Annotated in this window: 22 protein-coding genes and 1 tRNA gene; 16 read left to right on the top strand and 7 right to left on the bottom strand. The window is 63.4% G+C overall.

Annotated features, from left to right (window positions below):
* Positions 1–81 precede the first annotated feature (81 nt).
* On the top strand, positions 82–561 hold the full coding sequence (locus D9V28_RS02865; protein ID WP_121658178.1) for a PPOX class F420-dependent oxidoreductase: 480 nt from the start codon (positions 82–84) through the stop codon (positions 559–561).
* Positions 562–857: 296 nt separating this feature from the next.
* Here D9V28_RS02865 and pdxR read toward each other — a convergent pair whose 3' ends face one another.
* The gene (gene pdxR / locus D9V28_RS02870) at positions 858–2,309 is read right to left on the bottom strand and encodes a MocR-like pyridoxine biosynthesis transcription factor PdxR (RefSeq protein ID WP_121658179.1); all 1,452 of its coding nucleotides are present in this window, start codon (positions 2,307–2,309) and stop codon (positions 858–860) included.
* A gap of 62 nt (positions 2,310–2,371) precedes the next feature.
* Here pdxR and D9V28_RS02875 point away from each other — a divergent pair, with 62 nt between their 5' ends.
* From D9V28_RS02875 to D9V28_RS02885, 3 genes are all read left to right on the top strand, one after another.
* Complete coding sequence (locus tag D9V28_RS02875; RefSeq protein ID WP_220700441.1) at positions 2,372–3,232, top strand: EamA family transporter; 861 nt, start codon at positions 2,372–2,374, stop codon at positions 3,230–3,232.
* A gap of 145 nt (positions 3,233–3,377) precedes the next feature.
* Positions 3,378–4,208, top strand: a complete 831-nt coding sequence (locus D9V28_RS02880; protein WP_121658180.1) for an MBL fold metallo-hydrolase — start codon at positions 3,378–3,380, stop codon at positions 4,206–4,208.
* Between the two features lie 256 nt (positions 4,209–4,464).
* Positions 4,465–5,868 (top strand): APC family permease, encoded by a 1,404-nt coding sequence (locus D9V28_RS02885; protein WP_121658181.1) that lies wholly within the window; start codon positions 4,465–4,467, stop codon positions 5,866–5,868.
* A 15-nt stretch (positions 5,869–5,883) separates the two neighbouring features.
* Here D9V28_RS02885 and D9V28_RS02890 read toward each other — a convergent pair whose 3' ends face one another.
* From D9V28_RS02890 to D9V28_RS02900, 3 genes are all read right to left on the bottom strand, one after another.
* Positions 5,884–6,309, bottom strand: coding sequence for a DUF1801 domain-containing protein (locus tag D9V28_RS02890; protein ID WP_121658182.1), 426 nt, complete (start codon positions 6,307–6,309; stop codon positions 5,884–5,886).
* 178 nt (positions 6,310–6,487) lie between these two features.
* Entirely contained in the window at positions 6,488–8,743 is a 2,256-nt protein-coding gene (gene treS / locus D9V28_RS02895; protein ID WP_121658183.1) for a maltose alpha-D-glucosyltransferase, read from the bottom strand.
* 202 nt (positions 8,744–8,945) lie between these two features.
* The gene (locus tag D9V28_RS02900) at positions 8,946–9,584 is read right to left on the bottom strand and encodes an MBL fold metallo-hydrolase (protein ID WP_121658184.1); all 639 of its coding nucleotides are present in this window, start codon (positions 9,582–9,584) and stop codon (positions 8,946–8,948) included.
* 278 nt (positions 9,585–9,862) lie between these two features.
* Here D9V28_RS02900 and D9V28_RS02905 point away from each other — a divergent pair.
* The 6 genes from D9V28_RS02905 (at position 9,863) to D9V28_RS02930 (ending at position 16,836) form a co-directional block, all read left to right on the top strand.
* Positions 9,863–9,935: transfer RNA gene (locus tag D9V28_RS02905), tRNA-Glu, on the top strand.
* A 287-nt stretch (positions 9,936–10,222) separates the two neighbouring features.
* Positions 10,223–11,851, top strand: a complete 1,629-nt coding sequence (locus tag D9V28_RS02910) for an ABC transporter substrate-binding protein (protein ID WP_121658185.1) — start codon at positions 10,223–10,225, stop codon at positions 11,849–11,851.
* Between the two features lie 95 nt (positions 11,852–11,946).
* Positions 11,947–13,053, top strand: coding sequence for an ABC transporter permease (locus tag D9V28_RS02915; RefSeq protein WP_371869995.1), 1,107 nt, complete (start codon positions 11,947–11,949; stop codon positions 13,051–13,053).
* A gap of 2 nt (positions 13,054–13,055) precedes the next feature.
* Positions 13,056–14,108, top strand: a complete 1,053-nt coding sequence (locus D9V28_RS02920) for an ABC transporter permease (RefSeq protein ID WP_121658187.1) — start codon at positions 13,056–13,058, stop codon at positions 14,106–14,108.
* On the top strand, positions 14,105–15,793 hold the full coding sequence (locus D9V28_RS02925) for an ABC transporter ATP-binding protein (RefSeq protein WP_121658188.1): 1,689 nt from the start codon (positions 14,105–14,107) through the stop codon (positions 15,791–15,793). The genes D9V28_RS02920 and D9V28_RS02925 overlap by 4 nt, the downstream gene beginning before the upstream one ends.
* A gap of 5 nt (positions 15,794–15,798) precedes the next feature.
* Complete coding sequence (locus D9V28_RS02930; protein WP_121658189.1) at positions 15,799–16,836, top strand: DUF418 domain-containing protein; 1,038 nt, start codon at positions 15,799–15,801, stop codon at positions 16,834–16,836.
* Positions 16,837–16,843: 7 nt separating this feature from the next.
* Here D9V28_RS02930 and D9V28_RS02935 read toward each other — a convergent pair whose 3' ends face one another.
* Together D9V28_RS02935 and D9V28_RS02940 are read right to left on the bottom strand one after the other, a co-directional pair.
* The gene (locus tag D9V28_RS02935; RefSeq protein WP_121658190.1) at positions 16,844–18,631 is read right to left on the bottom strand and encodes a glycoside hydrolase family 15 protein; all 1,788 of its coding nucleotides are present in this window, start codon (positions 18,629–18,631) and stop codon (positions 16,844–16,846) included.
* A gap of 58 nt (positions 18,632–18,689) precedes the next feature.
* Positions 18,690–19,415: a TIGR00645 family protein gene (locus D9V28_RS02940; protein WP_121658191.1), complete on the bottom strand. Its 726-nt coding sequence runs from the start codon at positions 19,413–19,415 to the stop codon at positions 18,690–18,692.
* A 277-nt stretch (positions 19,416–19,692) separates the two neighbouring features.
* Here D9V28_RS02940 and leuC point away from each other — a divergent pair, with 277 nt between their 5' ends.
* The 6 genes from leuC (at position 19,693) to D9V28_RS02970 (ending at position 26,059) form a co-directional block, all read left to right on the top strand.
* Entirely contained in the window at positions 19,693–21,183 is a 1,491-nt protein-coding gene (gene leuC / locus D9V28_RS02945; protein WP_121658192.1) for a 3-isopropylmalate dehydratase large subunit, read from the top strand.
* 2 nt (positions 21,184–21,185) lie between these two features.
* Entirely contained in the window at positions 21,186–21,782 is a 597-nt protein-coding gene (gene leuD / locus D9V28_RS02950; RefSeq protein WP_121658193.1) for a 3-isopropylmalate dehydratase small subunit, read from the top strand.
* A gap of 64 nt (positions 21,783–21,846) precedes the next feature.
* Positions 21,847–23,172, top strand: coding sequence for a UDP-N-acetylglucosamine 1-carboxyvinyltransferase (gene murA / locus D9V28_RS02955; protein ID WP_121658194.1), 1,326 nt, complete (start codon positions 21,847–21,849; stop codon positions 23,170–23,172).
* Positions 23,173–23,179: 7 nt separating this feature from the next.
* Positions 23,180–23,944 carry a lysophospholipid acyltransferase family protein gene (locus D9V28_RS02960; protein WP_229727703.1) on the top strand — a complete coding sequence of 255 codons (765 nt, stop codon included), beginning with the start codon at positions 23,180–23,182 and terminating at the stop codon, positions 23,942–23,944.
* Positions 23,941–25,062, top strand: coding sequence for an NAD(P)H-dependent glycerol-3-phosphate dehydrogenase (locus D9V28_RS02965; RefSeq protein ID WP_121658195.1), 1,122 nt, complete (start codon positions 23,941–23,943; stop codon positions 25,060–25,062). The genes D9V28_RS02960 and D9V28_RS02965 overlap by 4 nt, the downstream gene beginning before the upstream one ends.
* Positions 24,965–26,059 carry a D-alanine--D-alanine ligase family protein gene (locus tag D9V28_RS02970; protein WP_121658196.1) on the top strand — a complete coding sequence of 365 codons (1,095 nt, stop codon included), beginning with the start codon at positions 24,965–24,967 and terminating at the stop codon, positions 26,057–26,059. The genes D9V28_RS02965 and D9V28_RS02970 overlap by 98 nt, the downstream gene beginning before the upstream one ends.
* Here the strand turns inward: D9V28_RS02970 and D9V28_RS02975 are convergent.
* Positions 26,056–26,562 (bottom strand): DUF3515 domain-containing protein, encoded by a 507-nt coding sequence (locus D9V28_RS02975; protein WP_121658197.1) that lies wholly within the window; start codon positions 26,560–26,562, stop codon positions 26,056–26,058. The two genes, D9V28_RS02970 and D9V28_RS02975, sit on opposite strands and share 4 nt — an antisense overlap.
* Positions 26,563–26,583 lie beyond the last annotated feature (21 nt).

The raw sequence follows: 26,583 nt of genomic DNA on the forward strand, positions 1-26,583 counted from the left end.
TGGCGGACATCGTGTGCCGATGAAACTTCGCTGACCAATGGCTTGTTCGGGCATCACTCGCACCGCGGATATAGTCGGGGAATGGCTCGAACGATCGCAACCTCAACCCACGTCGGCCGCGACGAAGTTCTTGACTTCGTCCGACCACGCCACCGCATGCTCCTCGCCACAACTCGTGCGGACGGCCGACCACAAATGTCTCCGGTCACCGGAGGCGTCGACGCCGACGGCCGGATCGTGATTTCCACATACCCGGCCCGCAGCAAGACCCGCAATGCCGACCGACATTCTCACACTTCGGTCGTGGTCTTCTCCGACGAATGGGACGGCCCGTGGGTGCAGGTCGACGGAGATGCTGAGGTGCTGCACATGCCTGAAGCCGCTGACGGACTGGTCGACTACTTTCGGTGCATCGCTGGCGAGCACCCGGACTGGGATGAGTACCGCGCGGCCATGGCCATTCAGGACAAGTCTTTGATTCGGATCACACCCACACGGTGGGGTCCGATCGCCACAGGTGGTTTCCCGCCCGAGGTTGCTTCGCGGCTTGACGAGCAGTAGCTCGGGAGCTGGCGGGCCGGGCATCAGAGAGCAGCGAATGACCGATCAGGACGACCACTCCGTTAGAACGACATCGCTTCCCGAACAACGAGCCGGCCGCCGAGGACGTCGAATCGCTGATCGAGATGATGCAGCGAATAAGCAGTCATCAGCCAAGCTATGAATTCTAAGCACGATCGGGTTCGGCACGTACCACTACAAGTACGACAGCGCGTGTGCAGAGCAGACGCGTAGCCAACCGCACGGCCGCCCCGCCCGGTGTGCCGTGAGCGGCGCGATTCGCTCCGGGAGACAGTTCACCGCAGCGCCGAACGGCTCACGGCAATTGCGAGTGCGCGGATTCCTCGGCGGATCTGGTACTCGTCGATGTTGCCGAAGCCGAGAACCAGAGCCGGAGGGTAAGGAAGCGGTTGTTTTCCGGGGCCCGCGGTCGGGATTCGGTAGTCACTGAGTGGGCTTACGCGGACGCCCATGGTCGCTGCTGTAGCGACGACGGCGCGCTCCGATGAGCCGTCGGGCAGGTGCAGCATGGCGTGGCACCCGGCGGCGAGGCCGCGTAGCCGTCCCGGTCCGAAAGCGAGCTCCACTTCGACGGCGAGGACATCCCGGCGCGCGCGATACATTTCCCTCACACGCCGCAGGTGGCGGTCGAAGCGACCCGTCTCCATGAGCAGTGCCAGCGCCTCCTGATCCAAGCCGGGAGCGCCGCGACTGCTGAGCCGCTTCTCCTCGATGATGCTGCCTATGAACTGCGGAGGGGCGAGCACCCAACCCAGCCGCATCGCGGGGGCGAGCGTTTTACTGACCGACCCCAAAGCGATCACGCGAGTGGAGTTCAGGCCTTGCAGCGAGCCGACAGGTTGACGGTCATACCTGAATTCGGCGTCGTAGTCGTCTTCGAGGATCACCCCATCAACCTGGTCAGCCCACGCAACTAGGTCCCGTCGCCGCGATGGCCCAAGTGCGACACCTGTTGGGCACTGGTGTGCCGGTGTCAGCAAGACCGCCCGTGCCCCTGACTCTCGCAGCCGGTCCACATCGAGGCCCTGATTGTCGACTGGAATTGGCACGGCGTCCAGGCCGGCACGACGGGCGATCAGGTCGTGCTCGCGCGGACCGGGGTCTTCCAGACCGATGCGATGGATGCCGTGCTGTGCCAGTGTCGCGAGGGCGAATGTCAGTCCCTGGCGGAAGCCGGACACGATCACGGCATCGTCAGCGGCCGCGGAGCCGGATCGGGCGCGGCGATGGTATGCGGTCACAACCTCTCGAAGGTGCCTCGACCCCGCCAGGTCTTCGTCACCCAATTGGGCGGTCGGAAGCGTTCGCGTCGCTTCCGACATCGCCCAGCTCCAGTCCACGAGCGGTACCGTGCCGAGATCGGGTATGCCGTATTCGAAATCGACCTCAAGCAGGCGGGATGATGACGCCGGGACCGGAACCGCGCTTGGGGCTGGTGGGGCAGGCGCGACGGTCGAGGATATGACGGCTACGCGTGTACCTGAGCCGACCGCTGAATCGACGTACCCCTCCGCCACCAACTGCTCGTACACGTCAACGACGGTGCCGCGAGAGACTCCGAGCACCTCGGCCAAATGCCGAGTCGACGGTAGGCGTTCGCCTGCGGCGAGTCGTTGGTCGCGTATCGCCGCCCTCAGCTGGTTTTGGATCTGAATCCCCAGCGGCCCGTTCTCGCGGTCCAGGATCACGAGCAGATCGGGGCCACCGCGCACCCACTTCACTGTCATGCCACTATTACATCAAATGGTCCACTCTTGCGGTCGGTAGGCGGACCTTTTGACCAGTCCGCATGCGCATCAGACTCGATGCCATGAACATCGGCTTCTTCCTGGCGCTCGCTTCGGCAATCGCGTACGGCGCCTCGGACTTTCTCGGCGGCGTCGGTTCGCGCCGGTACTCGTCATGGCAGGTTGCGCTGGTCGGGCAGTGTGCTGGAGCTCTCGTGATGCTCGTCGCTGGGCTCATGCTGCCGGGTAGCCCGAGCGCGACGGACTTCGTCTGGGCACTCCTGGCAGGAGCCGGCTCGGCAACAGGCAGCATCTCCCTCTACCGCGGATTTGCCCGCGGCCGAATGGGCCTCGTTGCGCCTACCTCGGCCGTCGGAGCCGCCGTTCTGACCGTGCTCGCCGGCGCAGCCTTCGGCGAATGGCCCGGTTCGCTTGTCTGGTTCGGTATTGTCGCCGCGCTGCCGGGCATTTGGTTGGTGTCCCGCACTCCAAGTGGTGATCGGTCGTCGAACTCACGATTAGCGTTTGTCGACGGTGCTATCGCGGGTGTGGGGTTCGGTGTTCTTTTCGTCGCCCTCGCTCAGGTTTCCGCTGGTGCCGGGCTGCTGCCGCTTGTCGCCAACCAATCGTTCGGAGCAGTCCTGATATTTATGGCGGCCGCTGGCTTGCGTCAGGACTGGCGTCCCTCGCCTCGCGTTCTCGGCTGGGGCAGTGCTTCCGGTGTGCTCGGCGCTGTCGGCACCCTCGCCTTCATGGTCGCTACTCAATCGACCGGTCTCGGCATCGCCGGCGTCCTTGCCTCCCTCTACCCGGCCATCACGGTGTTGCTTGCGGCCCTATTTCTCGGCGAGCGGATCGCCGTAAGCCAACGAGCGGGTATCGGGATCTGCACCCTCGCAGTGGCCGCCATGGCGCTCGGCTGAATACCTAGCTCACTACCCATCCTTGTCAGAACAGGAGAGAACAAATGAACCGCACAATCATGCAGGACGACGCCACGCAGGGGACGGATCGGAGTACTCAGACAAACAGTCAGGGCAGCACTGAGCGCGCGAAGGAAGGCGTCTGATGCTGAAGCAGGTGGCCGATGGTGTGTTCGTGCATGAAAGCGAGTTCATCCAGAGCAATTGCACGCTCGTGCGAGGCCGGAAGGGGGTGTTGCTCATCGACCCCGGAATAACCGAGCACGAGATGATCTCCATCGCGGATGACCTTCACGAGTTAGGCCAGCCCGTTGTGGCAGGTTTCTCCACTCACCCAGACTGGGACCACGTGCTCTGGCACGCGCGTTTCGGCGAAGTGCCTCGATACGGCACAGCCGGTTGCGCCGCTGCGCTGAGAGGATTGCTGTCGACCGCCGATTGGGGAACCCGGGTCGCAGATATGTTGCCTCCGGAGTATGCCGACGACATCCCGACGGATCTTCTCGGTCTCGTCAGCGGTCTGTCGGCCGGGGCCACATGGATCCCCTGGGATGGCCCCACAGTGCGAATCCTCGAACACCGGGCGCATGCCCAAGGCCATGCGGCCCTGCTGATCGAGGAGCGCAGGGTCCTCGTCGCCGGTGACATGCTCTCAGACATCCTGATGCCGTTCCTCGACCTCGAAGCTACGAACCCGGATGAGGACTATCTCACCGCGCTGGGGCGGTTCGGGTCTCTGGTCGACGCCGTCGACGTCGTCATTCCCGGTCATGGATCGGTCGGTGGACATGAGCACATGTCGGTCCGGATCGAGCAGGACCGTGCGTACGTGCGTGCGCTGAGGGACGGCATCGAATCTGATGATCCGCGCGTGGGCAGCACGGCTCCGTTGGATTGGTTGCCCGACGTGCATCGATGGCAAGTACAACAGTTCGCGCAGAGGGAGCAGACACGTCGAGAAATTGCGGGCGGCTGAGTTGACGTCGGTTTGGATGACTGCCGCCAGCCGCCAGCCGCCTGGACCCGCTCGGGAGGAAGCAAACGAAACGCGCGTTTCGCGAAAACGCAAGCCGCCCGCTTTGCCGAGCGAAGTGGCATCCGCTTCGATATATTGAGCAACCGCAAGCATCGCCTTCAATCAGCACGTCACGGCTCGCTGAGCCATATCGCCGGAACAGGGTTGAGCTGGAGCGGCGGATGTGGTCGGCTGTGTTCAACGAGAGGGGTATCAGATGAGTGATCCGTCCTGGACGCAAGTCGTCAAAACGGTCGAGCCGGAACAGCCCGAGCTGAAGCGGGTACTTGGGCCCGGTCTTCTGCTGCTCTTTATTGTCGGTGACATTCTCGGTACCGGCATCTACGCGCTCACCGGCCAGGTGGCCGCTGAGGTCGGAGGCGCTGCCTGGCTGCCGTTCCTGCTCGCGTTTGCGGTGGCGACGGTGACGGCGTTCTCCTATCTTGAGCTCGTGACAAAGTACCCTCAAGCCGCTGGTGCTGCGCTGTACACGCACAAAGCGTTCGGTATTCATTTCGTCACGTTCATCGTGTGTTTTGTCGTGATGTCGTCTGGCATCACCTCGGCGTCGACCGCGTCCCGTGCATTTGCCGCGAACCTCACTGTCGCCTTTGGGCTCCCGGGCGAAGCCACGACGACGATGCTCATCGCACTGGCATTCATCGTGCTCATCATGCTGGTCAACCTGCGCGGTGTGGCCGAGAGTGTCTGGCTCAACGTCGTTTTGACGCTGGTGGAGCTGTCTGGTCTCCTGCTCGTGATCCTCATCGGTATGTGGGCGATCTCCGGTGGCAATGCAGACTGGTCGCAGGTCGTGGCCTTTGAAACGCCGGAGGACAAGAACGTGCTGCTCGCGGTCAGTACAGCCACCTCTCTCGCCTTCTTCGCGATGGTCGGATTCGAAGACTCGGTCAACATGGCGGAGGAGACCAAGGACCCCAGTCGTATCTTCCCGAAGATGATGTTGACGGGACTCGGCATCGCCGCCGTGATCTACGTGCTTGTGTCGATCACCGTGGTCGCGCTGGTGCCCATCGGCGAACTCGTCGGCAGCGAGACACCGCTCGTTACGGCGGTCGAGGCGGCTGCGCCGGGATTCCCGATCAATGATCTGCTGCCATTCATCTCGATGTTCGCGGTTGCAAACACCGCCCTGATCAACATGATGATGGCGAGCCGTCTGCTGTATGGAATGAGCAGGCAGAACGTGCTTCCGCCGTTCCTTGCGAAGGTCGCTCCGAAGCGCCGCACCCCCTGGGCCGCGATCCTCTTCACCAGCGCGCTGGCAGCCGGCCTTATCGTCTACGTCTCTCTTGACGCTGAAGGCTCGGTGGTCGCTTTGCTGGGCGGCACGACGTCGCTCCTCCTGCTCACCGTGTTTGCGGTCGTCAACGTCACGGTGCTGGTGCTGCGACGCCAGCCCGTCGACCACAAGCACTTCCACACCCCATCCTTCCTGCCGGTCGTCGGGACAATCACCTGCCTGTATCTGGTGCTGCCGTGGACGTCAGGGCGCGCGGTCGGTCAGTACTGGATCGCTATCGTGCTGTTGGCGATCGGCGTGCTCCTGTGGGTGGTTGAGCGTATCTACACAGCAATGCGGCGTCGTCGCGGTCGGTGACTCACCGCGATTGAGCTAATCGGAGGCCTGCAGTCGGGTTTCGGCGAGGGAGCGCTCGAGGAGGGTCCGAAGCGCGGTGCGATCCACCCCGGTGAGCCGTGTGAGATAGAGACAGGCCTTGCTGACACGGTGATTCCCGAGCAGTGGCATCAGGTCGGGCCAGCGCTCCGAGAAATCGTTGACGAGGTAAATCGTGTGCTTGGTCGGGCCGGGTGCGAAGGCCAGCAGGGGAGAGCGACCCCGGCGTCCGCTCTCGTAGCGGTACTCGAACTCTCCGAAACCGATGATGCGGCCCGCCCAGACGACCGGGCGCTCGCCGCTGATCTCCCCGAACAGCGCGAGAAGTTCGTCGGCTTCGTCACGCCGAGGGCCAGTGGCGCGGTCGAGCACGTCCGCGACCGGCAGGTCCGATGGCGACATCGCTGGTTGCTTCGCTGCCATGACACTCCTCATGATCGGACTGGACGACCCAGCGTACCGGCAGGGCCCCGCCAGGCAGGTGGCGATGCCGTCGGAAGCGTGGACGTGGCACGGGCTTCTCGAGGCGGCACCACTCCGCCCGAGACGCAACAGAGCCCCGGGCGACCGGGGCTCTGTTCACGGTGTCGAGAAATGAACGTCAGTCCTCTGTGAGTGTGTCCATCGGCTCGATGGGCTCTTCCTCGGGGTCGCGCCCGAGCAGGAACAGACCCGCGTATGGCTCAAGGTGGACCGTGAAGCTTTGCAGGTCGTCGACGTGCCCGATCTCCTCACCGGTCTGTGCGTTGTACACGATGCGGCGCGGGGTGAACGCTGAGGAGCGAACGGTGCCCTCAATGGTTTCACCTGTGAAGTTGAGCACGGTCACCTGAAGACGTGCGTCCTCGAGAGTGGGGTCTCCACCGTCTAGGCGGTGCACCATGACGAGCATGCCTGGGTGAGCAACGTCAGGGATGTCCAACTGGGTTCCAACGTCGAGGCCGAGCGACGTCCGAGCTTCGAGGATGCGGGCCACCTGGCTCGCGAAGGAGTTCTCATCCTCGAGCTGGTGAGGAAGTGAGCCGTAAAGCGAACGGCCACGTGGCATCCCGGAACTTGAAACTGTTGCATCGGGTTCGACGTCCATCAGATCGTGGGCGCCGCGGTGAACCCACCGCGTGTCACCCTCGGCGATGAGATCTGTAACCTCGTTGGACGGCAGCGGGAGCATGCCGAGCAGGTCCCACGCGCTCAGCGCGAAAACGCCGGGCTGCCAGGCATTGAACATCACGAGGACAAGATGTGCCTTGCGGATGTTCTCAATCGCGTCTTCGGTGATGGCGTCAAGCGTCGAATATCCCTGTGCTGCCGCGATAACGGATGCCGTTGTGCAGGCGATTCCGTTGGTGGTGAACACCAGGTTGTAGTCCGCCGCGTCACCCGTGAGTTTTTCAAGCAGGTCCGCCCGGATGGTCTCGGCCAGGTGCGCACCCGTCACTTCTTCATCACGGAACGAGTACAGGTCGGCGCGGTGAAGGGTCGCCCAGTGAACGAGCTCATAGGTCAGCTCGTCATGGTTCTGCAACGCGTGAACGAGGCTGACCGGCTCGACACCGGTAGACAGGGACGTACGCAGCGTGAGGCGCAGGAACTCGGTGTCACCCATGGCCAGCGCGTGCTGGTAGGCAGGTCGGTTGATGAAGTCATACGAGAGGTCGGCGCCAACGCGGCCCGTGTCGCGAATGTCTTCCATGGTGAGGTTGAGCTCCTGGAAGGAGAAGCCGCCGACCTTGCGAACCATGCTGGCGATGACGTGGTTGGCTGCTTCGGAGAGCGGGTGGCCCTCTGACCATGCGGGGGAGCCCTCGGCACTTTTCTCGACTCCGAGGAAACCGTTGGCGTCGAGGCGCAGGGCGCTGGAACCCAGGTCGCCGAGCGAGTGCAGGGCGTCGCCGATGACCAGGCGCATTCCGGCAAATGTTGGGTCGAGCCAGTTGATCGACGGTTGACCCTGCTTGAAGTAGTGCAGGTACACCCAGCGGCGTGTACGCCCGTCCGGGCCGAGGACCGGCGCTGTCACGCTCCAGTTCGTCTCTTTTGTTCCTGGGGAGTAGAAGATGACGCGCTGCAACTGACCGATGATGTAACCGAGATCGGCGAGGCGTGCCTCGGTTGCCGGGTCAAGGTTGACGGAGTCCCTGTGGTCGGGAACGTCGGGCAGTTCGTGCCAGTCTTCCTCCGGGATCTCGACCATGTGGTAGATGCCCGGGTAGTCCTTGTAACCCATCTCTGCAAGACGGAAATCTGCGCCCTTGCCTGTGTGGCCCGGCACGATGTCATCGATGACGCTTCCGCCGTGCTGCTCGGCGACGTCGGAGAGCTGGCGGAACTCGTCATCGGAGCCGAATGCCGGGTCGATCTGGGTGCTGATGCGGTCGAAGTGCCCGTCGACGCTTGCGGTGCTCGTCCAACCGGTGATTCCGCCGGCCTGTTTCACGGGTCCCGTGTGCACCGCTGTGATCCCGATTTTTTCGAACGCGTCCCACAGTGCATCGTCACCAAGCGCCGCCAGGTAGGACTTGTCGCCGGTAATGAGCGAGATCGGGTAGGCCGTGAACCAGACTGACGCGGTCTGGATCGCCCGGCGCGCATCAGGTCGCGCGTACGGGTTTCGCCACATGCTCGGTTGCCCGGAGAGCCCGCGGCCGAGGACCTCAGCGTCGCGCAACATCGACTGGCGGATGAGCCATTCAACGTAGGACGGGTTGGACGCGTCTGCGGCTCGTGGATCAGAGAACGACCGGCGGATACTGCTGGCGCGCATGTTGGAGCGCGGTCGAAGCCGTTTAGGTCGAGCCGGGTAGAGGTCCTCGTCGTAGGTGATCTCGATCGGTTCGATCTCTGGTTCGTCTGTCATCCTGGCGTGCTCCTCTAGCCCAATACGTGCGGAACGGGCGACCGTTCCGCGTAAGCACGAGTATGCCTGCAATTGACCGTGATCGGTAACAGGGGCCGAACCATGGCGCGCTGGGTGTTCGTGGTGTAGGGACTGCGCGATAGCGCCGCACCGGAGCTGACCCGATGCGTTCGGGACGCCGATCGCACCTGCCATTCCGGCCCTAAATGTCGAGCGTGTCTCCCGGTGCCAGAGGGAAGAACGTTCCGCCGTTCTGTTCGGTCGCCCAGGTGATGCGAGTGTTTGCCATGTCCTTCCCGACCTTCGCGAGCACCATCTCGTGTGTGGGAAAGGCGCGCCGTGGTTTCACGGCCAGTACGTAGTCCATGACATCACCGATTTTCAGCCACGGCGCCCCAGCAGGAACAGCCATCACGTCGACGTCGACGCCTTGGGGCACGGTATACGAATCGCCGCCGTAGTAGAGACTGCCGTTGATAAGCACCCCGACGTTGTCGACGACCGGGATGGACGAGTGGATTACGTTGTGACGAGAGCCGAAGAACTCGAGTGTAAATGGCCCGACCTCGATCCGATCGCCCTCCTGAACCACTTCGACAGGAAACGCCGAGGCCGCCGACGCGAAACCCTGCGGGCCGAAGATGCGCACCTCTGGACTCTTGGACCTGATGCGTTCGAGCTGCTCGGGCGTCCAGTGGTCGGCGTGCTCGTGCGTCACAACTATGGCGTCGGCCTGGGCTCCGTCGGTGATCGCCGTGGTGTACGAGCCCGGATCGACGAAGAGCTTCCTGCCGGAGTCTTCCAGAATGAGCGCGGCGTGTTCCAGTTTCGTCAGCTTCATACTCCGAGCTAACTCGTTCGACGGCCGCCGAGCAAGACGGCGCGCGAGGAGAGGGTCACTCGGGTGGACCCACCGCGACCTCGGCGTGCTCCCGTATTCTCTCCGCTGCATACGCGGCTCGAGGGTCGACGCAGAGGCGGTATGTGCATACGCTGGCAGGAGCGAGTTGGGCAGCTCAACGTAGGGCTGAACCCGCTCCCGAAAGGTGTCGGAGCACTGGCGGGGTGCTCGATTTGATCGAGCCCAATTCGTGTGCCATACTCGAACACGTTGTTTCCGGCCCCATCGTTTAGCGGCCTAGGACACCGCCCTCTCACGGCGGCAGCACGGGTTCAAATCCCGTTGGGGTCACAACTCACAAAACCCTCGTAACAGGTTCCTGTTGCGGGGGTTTTTTGTGGTTAACCTTCGAACTGACAGTCTCTGCGCGTTCGGTACCTTCTTCCTGCCCCGTGGCATCCGTCGAAGGTTCTTCGCACCAATGTTGCAGACGTGTAAATCCCGCGAGGAATTGCCCGAGCCCGCCTCACGTCCTGCATTCGGTTGTGCTAGTAAAGGAACACACCAAAACACTGCGGCGTCGCAGACTGATGTCCGCGCGTCCCGATGTCCACACATTCACAGAAGGGGAGACGGATATGGCATCCGCATCCACCAACGGCAAGCGAATCGCAACAGCCACCGCAGCATTCGCTGTCACGGCCCTCGCGATCTCCGGCTGCGCAGGCACCTCGGGGAGTAATTCCTCCGACGGTTCAGCAAAATCCATCACCGTAGGAACCACGGACAAGGTCACCACCCTCGACCCGGCTGGCTCGTACGACAACGGATCGTTCGCTGTCATGAACCAGGTGTTCCCGTTCCTCATGAACACCCCATACGGCAGCCCGGACGTCGAACCCGACCTCGCGGAGACCGCCGAGTTCACCTCGCCCACTCAGTACACGGTCACGCTCAAAGAAGGACTGACCTGGGCCAACGGAAACGAACTCACGTCGTCTGACGTCAAGTTCTCGTTCGACCGCCAGCTCGCCATCAAGGACGACAACGGCCCGTCGTCGCTTCTCTACAACCTCGACAGTGTCGAGACGCCGGACGAGACCACAGTCGTCTTCAACCTCAAGCAGGCAAACGATCAGGTCTTCGCTCAGATCCTGTCGAGCCCAGCCGGCCCGATCGTTGACGAGGAAGTGTTCGCGGCTGACGCTCTCACCACTGACGACGAAATCGTCGACGGCGAAGCATTCGCTGGCCAGTACACCATCGCCAGCTACGACTTCAACAACCTGATCTCGTACAAGGCCAACCCGGACTACCAGGGTCTGCTCGGCAAGGCTGAGACCGAAACTGTCAACGTGAAGTACTACGCGGAGTCGGCAAACCTCAAGCTCGCCGTGCAGGAGGGCGACATCGATGTGGCGTTCCGCAGCCTGAGCGCGACGGACATCGCTGACCTCGAAGGCAACGACAAGGTCAAGGTTCACCAGGGCCCCGGTGGAGAGATCCGCTACATCGTGTTCAACTTCAACACGCAGCCGTTCGGTTCGACCACGGCCGACGCCGACCCGGCAAAGGCTCTCGCTGTTCGCCAGGCCGTTGCCGACCTCATCGACCGCGAGGAAATCGCCGAAGAGGTCTACAAGGGCACATACACCCCGCTCTACTCCTTCATGCCTGAGGGCCTGACCGGATCAACCACGGTTCTCAAAGACCTGTACGGAGACGGAAACGGCGCACCTTCGGAAGAGAAGGCAAGTGAGCGGCTGACCGCAGCCGGAATCACGACTCCGGTCGAACTGAACCTGCAGTACTCGAACGATCACTATGGTCCGTCATCGGGCGACGAGTACGCGCTGATCAAGTCGCAGCTCGAAGCATCGGGCCTCTTCACGGTCAACCTGCAGACCACAGAGTGGGTCCAGTACTCGAAGGACCGGTCAAGCGATGTATACCCCGCCTACCAGCTCGGCTGGTTCCCGGACTACTCTGACGGCGACAACTACCTGACGCCGTTCTTCCTGACCGAGAACTTCCTCGCGAACCACTACGACAACAAGGAAGTCAACGACCTGATCATCCAGCAGGCGACCACGGTTGACCCCGACGAGCGCGCTGGCGTCCTCGAGGAGATCCAGGCGAAGGTCGCCGCGGACCTCTCGACCGTTCCCTACCTCCAGGGTTCACAGGTCGCTGTTGCCGGATCAGGCGTCGACGGAGTGACCCTCGACGCTTCGTTCAAGTTCCGCTACGCACCACTGAGCAAGTAAGTTATTTCCGCCGGAGGTCCACCTCCGGCATACTCTGCAGGGCGACCGGTTACCTCCGGTCGCCCTGCACACCTTTGTGATTGGCAGGTTGACCGCTGAGTTCCCTCACCATCCCGGCGACGAACGGGACAACAACACCCGCGTCGAAGTCGGCATCCCCCCGCCCCCGGAAAGGGTCAAGCGGAAGTTTCTGGCGTTACCTCGTCATCCGCTTCCTGCTCATCATTCCCACGATCTTCATCCTCGTCACCCTCGTATTCATCCTCATGCGTACGACAGGTGACCCGATCACCGCTGCGCTCGGCGATCGCCTCACCGCTGACCAGCTCGCCGAACGCGTCGCTGCGGCCGGCTACGACCGGCCCATCGTTGTCCAGTACTTCGAGTACCTCGGACAGATCCTCACCGGTGACTTCGGCACGACGCTGAGCGACAACCGGCCGGTCATCGAGGTGCTCCTCACATACGGTGCGGCAACCCTCGAGCTCGCGTTCTACGCGCTCATCGTGGCGTTCGCGGTTGGCATCCCGTTCGGCATGATCGCCGCATACTTCCGGGACAAGACCCCGGACGCCATCCTGCGCGTCGTGGCCATCCTCTTCTACGCAACGCCCGTGTTCTTCGTGGGTATGCTGATGAAACTCGTTTTCTCCGTCTGGCTCAACGTGCTTCCGGTGTCCGGGCGCGGAACAACAAGCACCGAACTCGAGATGCAGCTGCTCGAGGGCAAAACAGGCATCTACCTCTGGGATGCGCTCCGCATCGGCGACCCCGGCATTTTGGGCGACGTCCTGTCTCACGCCGTTCTGCCCGGACTGACCCTCGGTCTCCTCACAGCAGGAATCTTCCTGCGACTCGTCCGCACCAACGTGATCGGAACGCTCTCGACCGACTACGTCGATGCCGGACGTTCGCGTGGGGTCAGCGAGTTCCGTCTCGTCACGAAGCACGCCTACCGCCCTGCGCTCATTCCGATCATCACGGTCATTGGCCTGCAGATCGCCCTTCTCCTCGGCGGCGCCGTGCTCACCGAAACGACCTTCGAATGGAAAGGCCTCGGCTTCCAACTCACGGAGTACCTCCAGGCACGTGACTTCGTCGCTGTTCAGGGCATCGTCGTTCTGCTGGCAGTGATCGTCGCCCTCACCAACTTCATCGTCGACGTGGTCGCCGCTCTGATCGACCCGCGAGTGAGGTACTAACCATGACTGTCAACACACCAACGCCCACCCCGGTGCGCAAGCAGAGTGTGTGGCGCCGCCTTCCGGTCGTCCACCAGCTGTCGCAGAGCGTCGGCATCCAGCGAGGCATGCTCGTCACAGGCCTTGTCCTGACCGCGCTCTTCGTTCTCACCGCTCTTTTCGCCCCGCTGCTTGCGCCATACGGCTACAGCCAGCTCCGCGACGAGTCCGGCGCTTTCGGCGCACAGCGTCCTCCGAGCGCCGAGCACCTGTTCGGAACGACCGTCGGCGGGTACGACGTGCTCTCCCGCGTCATTTGGGGCGCCCAAACCGCCCTGAGCGTCGTGGTTGTCGCGGTTTTGCTCTCGATTTTCGCTGGAGTCGCCCTCGGCCTCATCTCGGGATACTTCGGAGGCTGGCTCGACCGCATCCTCGTGGTGATCTGTGACGCCATCTATGCCTTCCCGACCCTGCTGCTCGCCATCGTCATGTCGATCGCCATTTCGGGCGGCCAGTCAAGTCTCTGGGGTGGAATTCTCGCCGCGGCGATCTCGATCACCGTCGTGTTCATTCCGCAGTATTTCCGGGTAATTCGCGCCGAAACGGTCCGCATTAAGTCAGAGGCATACGTCGAAAGCGCGAAAGTCGTCGGCACAGGCAACATTCGGATCATGTTCAGGCACGTCCTCCGGAACGCGACCAGAACCCTCCCGCTGATCTTCACCCTCAACGCGTCAGAGGCCATCCTGACCCTGGCCGGCCTCGGCTTCCTCGGCTTCGGCATCGAACCGACCTCCGCAAGCGAGTGGGGCTTCGACCTCAACAAGGCGCTGTCCGACGTGTCGAGTGGAATCTGGTGGACGTCGATCCCCGTCGGCGTTGCCCTCGTGCTCGCCGTTCTCGGTATGACACTCGTCGGCGAGAGCCTCAACGACCTCGCGGACCCACGACTCCGCGGTCGCCGCGCCGTCGCAGCCTCATCGGGAACGGTCGCTGAAACATCTGTGGTTCCCGGCGGAAGCCTTACCGCAGGGCCAGGCGGACTCGCCGGTCTCGAGAACGAAGGACGATCATGACCGACGTACTGCAGATTCGCGACCTCGACGTTTCGTTCGCGACCGACGCCGGCGCTGTAAAGGCCGTCGACCGCGTCAGCCTCAGCGTCGCCCCGGGCGAAGTCGTCGCCATCGTGGGGGAGTCCGGGAGTGGCAAGACCGTCACAGCCAAAACGATCCTCGGCCTGCTGCCCGAAACCGCTACCCGTTCGGGCGCCGTGATTCTCCGAAGCAAAGACGGCGCGAGTGAAAACGACGTCGTCTCGGTCTCGAAAGATCAGCTGCGCAAGATCCGCGGCTCCGACGTCTCCATGGTGTTCCAGGAGCCGTCGACGGCACTCAACCCCGTCTACACGGTGGGCTGGCAGATCGCGGAAGGACTCCGCGCGCACGACTCGAAGCTCAGTGCAAAAGCTGCTCGGGCCCGGGCAATCGAGATCCTGACCAAGGTCGGCATCCCCGAGCCTGAGGTGCGGGTCGACTATTACCCGCACCAGTTCTCCGGTGGGCAAAAGCAGCGCGTCGTCATCGCCATGGCCCTTGTCCTCGACCCGGGACTGATCGTCGCTGACGAACCGACAACGGCGCTCGATGTCACCGTCCAGGCCGAGATCCTCGACCTGCTTCGGCGGTGCCGCGACGAGTTCGGCTCGAGCATCGTGCTGATCACCCACAACATGGGCGTCGTTGCTGACCTCGCTGACCGCGTCATCGTGATGTACCAGGGCAAAATCGTTGAAGAAGCGGATGTCTACAGCCTCTTTGCGAACCCGCAAAACGATTACACGAAGAAGCTACTCGCAGCCGTCCCGCGCATCGGCCAGCGTATTCACGCGGCCGAGCGCAAGGCACCAGTGCCGCACGACGTCGAACCCATCGTGCGTGCGAGCAACCTGCAAATTGAGTATCCGGGCCGGATGGGTCGTCCAGGCTTCAGGGCCGTGGAGGACGTAAGCTTCACCATCGCCCCCGGCGAAGTGCTCGGACTCGTGGGGGAGTCCGGTTCAGGCAAGACCACAATCGGTCGAGCCATCGCCGGCCTGACCAAGGTCACCGGTGGATCACTTCGAGTGCTCGACTCTGAGATGAACGGCATGAAGGAACGCTCGTTCCGTGCGAAGCGCAGCTCTATCGGCTTTGTCTTCCAGGACCCCGCGTCGAGCTTCAACCCGCTGCTGACCATCACCGAGTGCGTCGCTGAACCGCTCAAAGTGCACCGCAAGGACCTCGACGCCCGCGCCGTCTCGCTTCGGGTCGGCGAACTGCTCGAAGCGGTTCAGCTGCCGAAATCGTACGGTGAGCGCTACCCACACGAACTCAGTGGTGGGCAGCGCCAACGCGCAAGCCTGGCTCGAGCGCTCGCGCTCAACCCCAAGCTGCTCATCGCGGACGAGCCGACGAGTGCGCTCGACGTCTCGGTTCAGGCTCGCGTGCTCGAGCTGTTTGCCGAGCTTCAGGCCGAGCTCGGCTTTGCTGCTCTGTTCATTAGCCACGACCTCGCGGTCGTCGACATCCTGGCCGACCGAATCGCTGTGCTCTACCACGGCAAACTCATCGAAGAAGGCACAGGAGCTGAGGTGCTCGGAGCTCCGAAGGATCCTTACACACAGCGGCTCCTCGCGTCACTGCCGGTGCCAGACCCGGTAGCACAAGCGGAACGCAGACGCGTGCTGGCCGAGCTTCTCGCCGGGACTGCGCCGGTCTAGCCGCCATGTTGGGCGACGTCGCCTCCGACCGATCCGGGACCCCACCGTCCCGAATCGTCGGAGTCGACATCGCCCGCGGGCTCGCGATCCTCGGCATGTTCGTGGCCCACACGATGCCGAACCCGTCAGACACCGAGCTGGTGGTCGACGGGCGATCCTCAATCCTGTTCGCGACGCTCGCCGGGGCTTCCCTCGGCATCCTCTCCGGGCAAGACTTCCCGTCTCCGCGCGGCTCCCGGGCGGCCATCTACCGCGTTGTCCTCATTCGAGCCCTGTTCGTCTTCCTCCTCGGCATCGTGCTCACCTCGCTCGGCAGCGAGATCGCGATCATTCTCGACTACTACGCGATCATGTTCGTTCTCGTCTTACCCCTGCTGTTCCTGCCTCGAGGCGTCCTCGCTGCCCTGCTCGTCGTTGTCGCGCTCGCGGCTCCCGCATTGGCCAGCGCCGTCGCCGACCAGGCAGGCGACGTCGGCACGATACTGGGCGGCGCTCGCGAGTACCTCCTCACCGGCTACTATCCGGCGCTCGTCTGGATTCCCTTCCTGCTGGCCGGACTGATAGCCGCGCGGTCCGGTCTCACCCGGCCCGCGACACAACTGTTCCTCATCGTCCTTGGCAGCATTTCCGCCGTCGCCGGGTATCAGGTCGCCCGGCTCTCGCCAGAGGTCACAGCCGCTGCACACTCGGGATCAACCGCTGAGATCTTCGGATCGGGCGGCGTCGCCGTCGCGGTTCTCGGAGTCGTGCTGCTTCTGACATCGTCAGCACCGGCCGTCGTTCGGCGCTTCGTCACAACGGTTCTGTCGCCGGTCGCAGCCGCGGGATCCATGGCGTTGAGCGTGTACACCGCGCAGATCCTCGTACTGGCGGTCGCCGTTCAAATTCGCGACGGTTCGGGCGCCGTGGATTATCCGGGCTGGCCGCTTCTCTTCTGGCTCATCGCGGGCACCCTCGTCTTCTCGTGGCTCTGGCAGCGCTTCCTCGGCAAAGGCCCTCTCGAACGAGTTCTTGCGATCGTCACCGGACCGCGATCCCACTGACCGCCCGCTACGAATCCTGTCGAGCCTCGGCGGCGCGAATCGCCTTCGCGGCGAGCACCAGGGCCAGGTGGGAGAACGCCTGTGGGGTGTTTCCGGCCTGCCTGCCACTCGTGACGTCGTACTCCTCCGAGAGCAGCCCAACGTCGTTGGCGAAGCCGACGAGCCGGTCCATCAGCGCTCGGGCGTCCGCCACCCGCCCGCTCGCCGCGTACTGTGTCACCAGCCAGAATGAACAGGCGAGAAACGGATGCTCGTCGCCCGGCAGCCCATCCACGCCGGCTTCGGTGCGGTAACGCAAAACCAGACCATCGCGCAGCAGGTCAGACTCGATCGCGGCGACGGTTCCGAGCATTCGGGGGTCTGTCGGTCTGCAGTAGCCCACTTCAACCAGTTGCAGCAGCGACGCGTCAACCTCGGAGGTTCCGTAGTACTGGGTGTAGCAGTTGCGGACGGGATCGAAACCCTCCTCCTCGATCTCCTCACGAATCAGCGCTCGCAGTTCGATCCACCTGTCGACAGGGCCGTCAAGCCCGAATTCGGTCACCGCTCGAATGGCACGATCGAACGCCGCCCACATCATCACCCGGGAATGGGTGAACCGCTGGGGTGTGCCTCGAATTTCCCAGATGCCCTGGTCTGGCGCCTGCCAGTGCGTCTCCATGAAGCTCACCAGCGCGCGCTGCAGTGCCCAGGAGTATGCGGTTTCTGCGACTCCGGCCACCCGGGCGTCGTGAAGCGCCACCATCACCTCACCGATGACATCCGACTGGAACTGCAGCGCTGCCGCGTTTCCCACCCGCACAGGCGAAGCCCCACGGTAGCCGGGCAGGTCGAGCAGTTCCCGCTCTGGCAGATCACGTTCCCCGCTCAACCCATACATGATCTGAACATCCTTCGGGTCGCCGGCGATGGCCCGAAGCAGCCAGAGTCGCCACCGGTTGACACTGTCCAGGATGCCGCAGGAGACGAGGGCCGTGACCGTGAGCGATGCATCGCGCAACCAGACGTACCGATAGTCCCAGTTGCGGCTCCCGCGGAAGTTCTCTGGGAGAGAGGTCGTCGCTGCCGCAACGATCCCGCCGGTTTCCTCGTGCGTCAGCGCACGCAAAATGAGCAGCGACCGCGCGACTTCCTCTGCGTACGCTCCGTGCTGCTCGAGAATGGCCGACCACTCGAGCCACCAGTCGGCGGTGAGCTGCAACTGCTCATCGACGTCCAGCGGGCCTGGCGGCTCACGGTGCGAGGGAAACCAGGTCATCGTCATGTCGACGGTGTTCCCCGCACTCACGACGAAGAAGTTGGCGTGCTCGTGATCGGCGGCAAAGAGCTCAGGACCTCGCACGATCACGCCGTCCGGACCGGCGACCGCCACGAGTGCCGTTCCCGACTCCTCGGGCACCTTGCGCACCCAGGGCATGGCCGACGAGTAACCGAACCGAATTCGTATCTCCTGGGCGAACTCGACTCGACCCGAGATGCCGCGAACCCGCCGAACGACGTCGGCGCGGTGGTCGCTCTGCGGCATAACGTCAACGACCTCCGCCACGCCGGCGTCAGTTGTCCACGTCGTGATCAGGGTGAACGAGTCTCCGTCATAGCGTCGGCTGGCGCGGGCGGTCGGGGAGGTGGGGGCCAGTTTCCACCTGCCATGGTCGTCGGTGCCCAGGAGAGCACCGAACATCGACGGCGAGTCGTACCTGGGCATACACAACCAGTCGATGCTTCCGTCCATGCCAACGAGCGCGGCCGTGTAGCAGTCGCTGATCAGCGCATAATCTTCGATGCGGGACGCCATCCCTCAGTGTGGCACCCCGCACGGGATGCGGGAGGAACTATTTTGCCCTGCACCGTGATCAGTTGTGCAGCGCTGGCCGTTCCCCTGCGGCGCGAGCGATCGCGTCGGCCTCAATGTGGGTGTTCGGGAGTCGGTGCTCGGCGGCGAACGGGTCAGAGGGCGCCATTCCGGTCGGCGAGGTCCCGGCGGTGTGCCCCGCTGGCGGAACATGCTTCGACATCCTGTCGATGGCGGCGAGGGCGAGTGCCGAGACGATGAACACCATGTGGATGACAACCTGCCAGAAGACGCCGAGCGAGGTGTAGTTTTCTCCGGTCACGTCCGAGCCGCTGCCGGCATCCGTCATGTTTCCGACCTCAATGAAGGTCTTCAGGAGGTGAATCGATGAGATCCCGATGATGGCCATCGCCAGCTTGACCTTCAGCACATTCGCGTTGACGTGCGAGAGCCACTCGGGCTGATCGGGGTGGCCACTGAGATTGATCTTCGAAACAAACGTCTCGTACCCGCCGATAATGACCATGATGAGCAGGTTCGCGATCATCACCACGTCGATGAGACCGAGCACGGCGAGCATGACACTTGCCTCGGTCACGTCGGCCGAGTGGTTGATGACATCGTCGCCGAGGTGCCACAGCTCCTGGATGAACACCCAGACGTAGATGAGCTGGGCGATGATCAGTCCCAGATAGAGCGGCGCCTGCAACCAGCGGCTGAAAAAGATCATGTAGCCGATGCTCGAGACAGCGAGGCTGCGGCCGGCGGGGGGAGGGACGGAAGACATGGGGCTCCTGGGGCAGAAGTCGACAAATGTGGCGCGAGTAACGCGCGGGTAAATCCTAGGGTCAAAGAGCTGCGAGTTTCCGGCGCGAAAGAGGGCGGTGGCGCCGGCGACGCGCCTCGGGATGCCGACAAGAGGGCCGCCGTCGCGGGTGGGTGATATTCTGTGGATCGTGCTGTTCGGGATGCTTCTTAGCTGCCGCGACGGGGCCTAGTCACCAGGCCACCCCGTCGCGGGGTTCGTCGATGCCTGATCCACCACACTTCGCAAGGAACGCATCATGCAGCAGACAACTGAGTCCACTGAGCACACAGGGCCGGCGCCGACCGGCCACCCGAAGCACGCCGCACCGACGCCACGGCCGCGCACCCTCGCCGAGAAGGTCTGGGATGACCACCTCGTCGCCAAGGGGGAGGACGGAAACCCCGACCTCATCTACATCGACCTTCACCTCGTTCACGAGGTCACAAGCCCGCAGGCGTTTGATGGGCTGCGCCTGGCCGGTCGCCCGGTTCGCCGCCCCGACCTGACGATCGCAACCGAGGACCACAACACTCCGACGATCGGCATCGACAAGCCCATCGCCGATCTGACGAGCCGGACCCAGATCGAGACCCTGCGCAAGAACGCAGCCGAGTTCGGGATTCGCCTGCACTCGCTCGGGGACATCGAGCAGGGCATTGTGCACGTCGTCGGTCCCCAGCTCGGCCTCACGATGCCCGGCATCACTGTGGTCTGCGGAGACTCGCACACCTCGACGCACGGCGCATTCGGTGCCATGGCCTTCGGCATCGGAACCAGCGAGGTCGAGCACGTCATGGCCACGCAGACCCTTCCGCTGAAGCCGTTCAAGACCATGGCGATCAACGTCGACGGTGAGCTCCGGCCCGGCGTCACCGCGAAGGACATCATCCTCGCCGTGATCGCGAAGATCGGAACCGGTGGCGGCCAGGGCTACGTGCTCGAATACCGCGGTTCGGCGATTCGTGCTCTCTCCATGGAGGGACGCATGACCATTTGCAACATGTCGATCGAGGCTGGGGCACGCGCCGGCATGGTTGCACCGGACGAGATCACCTATGAGTACCTCAAGGGTCGCCCGCACGCACCATCAGGTGCTGACTGGGACGAGGCCGTCGCCTACTGGAACACACTGTCCACGGACGACGGCGCAGCGTTCGACGCTGAGGTCTTCCTCGACGCCAACACCCTCGACCCGTTCGTCACCTGGGGAACCAACCCGGGCCAGGGTGTGTCGCTCAGCGACGCTGTCCCCAACCCGGCCGGCATCACCGATCCGAACGAGCGAGCCGCCGCCGAGCGTGCACTCGAGTACATGGACCTCACCGCGGGTACCCCGATGAAGGAGATCCCTGTCGACGCGGTCTTCATGGGGTCATGCACAAACAGCCGAATCGAAGATCTTCGAGCCTTCGCCTCCGTGATTCAGGGCAAGAAGAAGGCCGACGGCGTTCGAGTCATGGTTGTCCCTGGATCCGCCCGGGTGCGGATCGAAGCGGAGGCCGAGGGCCTCGACCAGATCATCAAGGATTTCGGTGCCGAATGGCGGTTCGCAGGCTGCTCCATGTGCCTGGGGATGAACCCAGACCAGCTGGCTCCAGGTGAGCGTTGTGCCTCAACGAGCAACCGGAACTTCGAAGGACGCCAGGGCAAGGGCGGACGAACCCACCTCGTGTCGCCGCTCGTCGCGGCGGCTACGGCGATTCGCGGCACTCTCTCAAGCCCCGCCGACCTCGAAGGAGCGAACTGAGCATGGACAAGTTCACCACTGTCACAGGCATCGCCGCACCGCTGAAGCGGTCAAACGTTGACACCGACCAGATCATCCCCGCTGTCTACCTCAAGCGCGTCACCAAGACGGGATTCGAAGACGCGCTCTTCGCCGGCTGGCGCCAGGACCCGGAGTTCGTGCTCAACCAACCCGAGTTCGCAGGCGCAAGCGTGCTCGTAGCCGGGGCGGATTTCGGCACGGGCTCCTCGCGCGAACACGCCGTGTGGGCGCTGCGCGACTTCGGGTTCAAGGTCATCCTCAGCCCGAGGTTTGGTGACATCTTCCGCGGTAACTCTGGCAAGCAGGGCCTTCTGGCCGCGCAGATCTCCGAGGACGATACGAAACGCATCTGGGACGAGATCGATCGCGCACCGGGAATAGAAGTAACCGTCGATCTGGTTGCCAAGAAGGTCACTGTCGGTGAGCTCACGGTTTCATTTGAGATCGATGATTACACTAGATGGCGATTGATTGAAGGCCTTGACGACATAGGCCTTACCCTGCGCGACGAGGCGCGAATCACCGAATTTGAGGCAGCCAGGGAGAACTGGCGGCCTCGGACACTCCCCATCAAGTAATCAGGCTGCGCAGGTAATACATTTGACTTCACTTCTTCAGGATGCATCACGGGCAGGAGCCAGCGTGGGCCTAGCAGGTGACAAAATCACCATTCACGGTGGACGTCCGCTTTCGGGACGCATCGAGCTGAAGGGTGCGAAGAACCTGGTCACGAAGGCCATGGTTGCCGCCATCCTCGGTGAAACCCCCAGCGTGCTTCGCGACGTTCCCGACATCAGCGATGTTCGGGTGGTCCGTGGACTCCTCGACGTCCACGGCGTCAAGGTCACGAGTACCGAGGAGGGCGTGCTCATGCTCGACCCCTCCAACGTCGAGAGTGCGCACATGGCGGACATCGACGCTCACGCCGGGTCCAGCCGCATTCCGATCCTGTTCTGCGGTCCGCTTCTGCACCGCCTCGGCGAGGCGTTCATCCCCGACCTCGGTGGTTGCCGCATCGGCGACCGCCCCATCGACTACCACCTCGAGGTTCTGCGCCAGTTCGGCGCTGTTGTTGAGAAGCAGCCGAGCGGCATCCGGATGAGCGCACCGAACGGCCTCAAGGGCACGAAGGTTCACCTTCCGTACCCGAGCGTTGGCGCCACTGAGCAGGTTCTGCTCACGGCTGTCCGGGCAGAGGGAATCACTGAGCTTCGTGGCGCTGCCATCGAGCCCGAGATCATGGACCTCATCAACATCCTGCAGAAGATGGGTGCGATCATCACGGTCGACACCGATCGTGTCATCCGCATTGAGGGTGTCGACCGGCTCGAGGGCTACAGCCACACGGCGCTCTTCGACCGCAACGAAGCCGCCAGCTGGGCAGCTGCGGCTCTCGCAACAGAGGGTGACATCTTCGTCGGAGGCGCACGCCAGGGGGAGATGCTCACGTTCCTCAACGTTTACCGCAAGGTCGGCGGAAAGTTCGACATCCACGATGACGGCATCCGTTTCTACCACCCGGGAACCGAGCTGAACCCGGTGATTATCGAGACAGATGTTCACCCCGGCTTCATGACCGACTGGCAGCAGCCACTCGTTGTTGCGCTCACCAAGGCGCGCGGCGTTTCGATCGTGCACGAGACGGTGTACGAGCAGCGTTTCGGCTTCGTCGACGCTCTTGTCGAGATGGGCGCAACCATCCAGGTGCACAAGGAGTGCCTCGGCGGACAGGCGTGCCGGTTCGGCCAGCGCAACTTCAATCACTCAGCGGTGATCTCAGGTCCAACGAAGCTGCACGGTGCAGACATCGTGGTTCCCGACCTCCGCGGCGGGTTCTCACACCTCATCGCTGCGCTCAGCGCTGAGGGAACGTCGACAGTGTCGAACGTCGGCATCATCAGCAGGGGCTACGAGAAATTCATCACGAAGCTCGAGCAGCTGGGGGCCGACTTCGTACTCGAAGGATAATGGGGCGGTGACTGCCCCGAAACCAGTTCGCCTCCGGGCGAGCGCGGAAAAGACCCGCCCGTCCATTTACTGGCTCCTTGCGACGATAGCGCTGCCACCAGCGTCGCTGATGATGCGCCTGAAGATCACCGATGGCGAGAAGTTCCCGCGCAACGGGCCTTTCGTTCTCGCACCGAATCACTTCAGCGAGATCGATCCGATCGTCATCGGAATGGCCGTCTGGAAGCTCGGTCGGGCGCCGCGATTTATGGCGAAGGCCGGGCTGTTCAACGTGCCGGTCGTCGGCTACCTGCTGCGCAAGTCCGGGCAGGTTCCCGTCGAGCGTGCCGGTGCGGTTCGCGGGAAGGATCCCGTCGCCGCTGGCGGACAGCTCGTCGAGAAAGGCCAGGGCGTCGTCGTTTATCCGGAGGGCTCGCTCACCCGAGACCCCGACCTCTGGCCGATGCGAGGCAAAACGGGAGCCGTCCGGATCGCCTTGACCCATGGCATCCCGATCACGCCTATTGCGCACTGGGGAACCGACAAGGTGATGGCGCGGTACTCACGCAAGATCAGCTTCTTCCCGCCCAAGCGGATCGACGTGAAGGTCGGCGACCCGGTCGACCTCTCGGCCTTCGCCGACCGGCCGCTCGACAACACAACGCTCAACGAAGCAACGGCCGTCGTGATGGCCGCGATCACCGAGCTCCTGGCCGACCTCCGCGGTGAGACCCCACCCGCTGAGCCGTGGGACCCGAGCAAACACAACCAGAAAGACACAGGCCGATTTTGAGCCGCAAAACAACAGCGCGTGTCGCCGTACTCGGCACGGGCAGCTGGGGCACGACCTTCGGCAAGATCCTCGCGGATGGCGGCTCGCACGTCACCATGTGGGCTCGCCGGCCAGAGCTGGCCGCTGAGATCGCCAAGTCGCACCGCAACAGCGACTACCTGCCCGGAGTTCAGCTCCCGAACAACCTCACGGCGACCGCGAACCTCGCCGACGCCCTCAAGGGTGCACAGCAGGTGTTTATCGCGGTTCCCAGCCAGTCCCTGCGCGAGAACCTCGCAGCGATTCGCCCTCACATCGAACCGACCACCATTGTGGTCTCCCTGATGAAGGGAGTCGAGAGGGGCACAGGGCTTCGCATGAGCGAGGTCATCGCCCAGGGGCTCGATATTGACCCGGCACGCATTGCCGTGGCATCCGGTCCCAACCTCGCGCTCGAGATCGCCCGCGAACAGCCCACAGCCGCCGTCATCTCCTCGCAGAGCCTCGAAACGGCGCAGGCTGTCGCATTGCTCGCGCGCAACAAGTACTTCAGAACATTTGTGAACACGGATGTCATCGGTACCGAATTCGGCGGAGTGCTGAAAAACCTGATCGCCGTTGCGATCGGAATCGTCGACGGCGTCGGTTATGGGGAGAACACCAAGGCGTCGATCATCACACGCGGACTCGTCGAAATGACCGACTTCGCCGTTGCCCAGGGCGCGAAAGCGGAGACCCTGTCCGGCCTGGCCGGGCTCGGCGACCTGATCGCCACGTGCCAATCTCCGTTGTCGCGCAACAACACGGCCGGTCGACTGCTCGGCCAGGGCTACAGCTTCCCGGCGGTGGTCAAGCAGATGCAGCAAACGGCCGAAGGCCTTGCGAGCGTCGCTCCCGTGCTCGAACTGGCTCGGTCGATCGGCGTCGAAATGCCGATCGTCGAGCAGGTCAAGCAGGTGCTCGACGGCACCCTCGACCCCAAAGACATTGCACCTCACCTCACGACAGACAGCGACGAGCCCCAGGGCGAAAGGACAAACGATGATCGAGAAGCGCCGGGTGGTGGTGTTGTTTGGAGGTCGTTCAAGCGAGCATTCGATCAGTTGCGCCACGGCAGGGGGAGTGCTTCAGGCGATTGACCGCACCCTCTTCGACGTTGTGCCAGTCGGGATCACCCGGGATGGCGTCTTCGTTTTGGAAGAGGACCGGTTCGAGCGGTTCGCCCTCGACCCGGCTCACCTGCCTGAGGTCGTCGACAACGGTAGCCGGGTGCGGTGGCCTGACAGTGCGACAAGCCGTGAGCTGACCGTCACGGTCGACGGCGTGAACACCTCGCTTGGCGATATCGACATTGTCTTTCCGATCCTGCACGGCCCGTTCGGTGAGGACGGCACCCTCCAGGGCATGCTCGAGCTCATCGACATGCCGTACGTGGGAAGCGGAGTGCTTGCCTCAGCGCTCGGCATGGACAAACACTTCACCAAGACGGTGCTCGAGCACGCCGGTATCGCCGTCGCTCCGTGGCGCACGGTCTCCCGCAGGGAGTACCACGTTGACAACTCTGTCGCCCACGACGCCCTTGCCGCTCTCGGTGCGCCGGTTTTCGTCAAGCCTGCTCGTGCCGGCTCCAGCGTCGGTGTGAGCAAGGTCACGTCACCCGAGCAACTCGATCGAGCCATGCTCATCGCGTTCGCCGAGGACGACAAGGTCCTGATCGAAAAGGGGATGCCTGGGCGCGAAGTGGAGATCGCTGTGCTCGGAGGCCGTCCGGGGGAGCCCGCACGGGCATCCGTCGCCGGTGAAATCGTGATTACCGGACGAGACTTCTACGACTTCGACGCCAAGTACCTCGACGCTCCTGGGATCGACCTCGTCTGCCCGGCCGACATCGACGCGGAAACGCTCGCGCAGCTGCAGTCGACGGCGCTTCGTGCGTTCGAGGCGATCGGCGCGGAAGGCCTCGCGCGAGTCGACTACTTCCTGACCGAGGACGGCATCGTCGTCAACGAGGTCAACACGATGCCGGGCTTCACGCCCATCTCGATGTTCCCGAGCTGTTGGATTGCAAGCGGACTGAGCTACGCCGATCTCATCACCGAGCTCATCGACGTGGCCGACGCTCGGCGGATCGGTTAGTCGAGCACCTCTTCCGGGCCAACGCAGGCCGTCGTCGTGGGGATCACGGAGACGGCGCCGGTGAGGTCGATGAGCGCTGTCGTGCCTGAGACCCCTCCGGTTTCTGCGTCGGCGTTGATCACGACCTCGACGGCGGGCTCGCGGCCGTACGTGGTGTAGCGGTACGTGTCGTTCTCGGCATCACTCTCATCGGCGATCCAGTCGACGCCGTTGAGCGAGATGCAGGTGTCAGTGGTTGGTCCAGGTACGGCGACGCCGCAGTGCATGATCACAGCGCTCGGGTTGCCCCACGCCCCGGTCGACTGGGCGTTCGTCTCGCGCTTTGGTTTGTCGGCGACCGTGTCCGGCAGCCGAACCATCACGTCCGCGCATGCGGGGTTGTTGGCGTCAGCTGCTGGCGAGAGGCTGACCGCCTGGCTGCAGCCGGTGACGCCGAGGCAAACGAGTGCGGCGAGGAGGACGCCGCTGGCGAGTGAGCGGGAGGGGAGAGCGCGAGAAGACATCTCTTTCAGGCTACCGTTGAA

Source organism: Mycetocola zhadangensis, from assembly GCF_003668565.1.
Lineage (GTDB): Bacteria > Actinomycetota > Actinomycetes > Actinomycetales > Microbacteriaceae > Mycetocola_A > Mycetocola_A zhadangensis.

Excerpts from the sequence above, each read along its gene's own strand:
- D9V28_RS02865 (WP_121658178.1), top strand. The coding sequence starts at position 82 with ATGGCTCGAACGATCGCAACCTCAACCCACGTCGGCCGCGACGAAGTT.
- pdxR (WP_121658179.1), bottom strand. The coding sequence starts at position 2,309 with ATGACAGTGAAGTGGGTGCGCGGTGGCCCCGATCTGCTCGTGATCCTG.
- D9V28_RS02875 (WP_220700441.1), top strand. The coding sequence starts at position 2,372 with ATGCGCATCAGACTCGATGCCATGAACATCGGCTTCTTCCTGGCGCTC.
- D9V28_RS02880 (WP_121658180.1), top strand. The coding sequence starts at position 3,378 with ATGCTGAAGCAGGTGGCCGATGGTGTGTTCGTGCATGAAAGCGAGTTC.
- D9V28_RS02885 (WP_121658181.1), top strand. The coding sequence starts at position 4,465 with ATGAGTGATCCGTCCTGGACGCAAGTCGTCAAAACGGTCGAGCCGGAA.
- D9V28_RS02890 (WP_121658182.1), bottom strand. The coding sequence starts at position 6,309 with ATGGCAGCGAAGCAACCAGCGATGTCGCCATCGGACCTGCCGGTCGCG.
- treS (WP_121658183.1), bottom strand. The coding sequence starts at position 8,743 with ATGACAGACGAACCAGAGATCGAACCGATCGAGATCACCTACGACGAG.
- D9V28_RS02900 (WP_121658184.1), bottom strand. The coding sequence starts at position 9,584 with ATGAAGCTGACGAAACTGGAACACGCCGCGCTCATTCTGGAAGACTCC.
- D9V28_RS02910 (WP_121658185.1), top strand. The coding sequence starts at position 10,223 with ATGGCATCCGCATCCACCAACGGCAAGCGAATCGCAACAGCCACCGCA.
- D9V28_RS02920 (WP_121658187.1), top strand. The coding sequence starts at position 13,056 with ATGACTGTCAACACACCAACGCCCACCCCGGTGCGCAAGCAGAGTGTG.
- D9V28_RS02925 (WP_121658188.1), top strand. The coding sequence starts at position 14,105 with ATGACCGACGTACTGCAGATTCGCGACCTCGACGTTTCGTTCGCGACC.
- D9V28_RS02930 (WP_121658189.1), top strand. The coding sequence starts at position 15,799 with ATGTTGGGCGACGTCGCCTCCGACCGATCCGGGACCCCACCGTCCCGA.
- D9V28_RS02935 (WP_121658190.1), bottom strand. The coding sequence starts at position 18,631 with ATGGCGTCCCGCATCGAAGATTATGCGCTGATCAGCGACTGCTACACG.
- D9V28_RS02940 (WP_121658191.1), bottom strand. The coding sequence starts at position 19,415 with ATGTCTTCCGTCCCTCCCCCCGCCGGCCGCAGCCTCGCTGTCTCGAGC.
- leuC (WP_121658192.1), top strand. The coding sequence starts at position 19,693 with ATGCAGCAGACAACTGAGTCCACTGAGCACACAGGGCCGGCGCCGACC.
- leuD (WP_121658193.1), top strand. The coding sequence starts at position 21,186 with ATGGACAAGTTCACCACTGTCACAGGCATCGCCGCACCGCTGAAGCGG.
- D9V28_RS02970 (WP_121658196.1), top strand. The coding sequence starts at position 24,965 with ATGATCGAGAAGCGCCGGGTGGTGGTGTTGTTTGGAGGTCGTTCAAGC.
- D9V28_RS02975 (WP_121658197.1), bottom strand. The coding sequence starts at position 26,562 with ATGTCTTCTCGCGCTCTCCCCTCCCGCTCACTCGCCAGCGGCGTCCTC.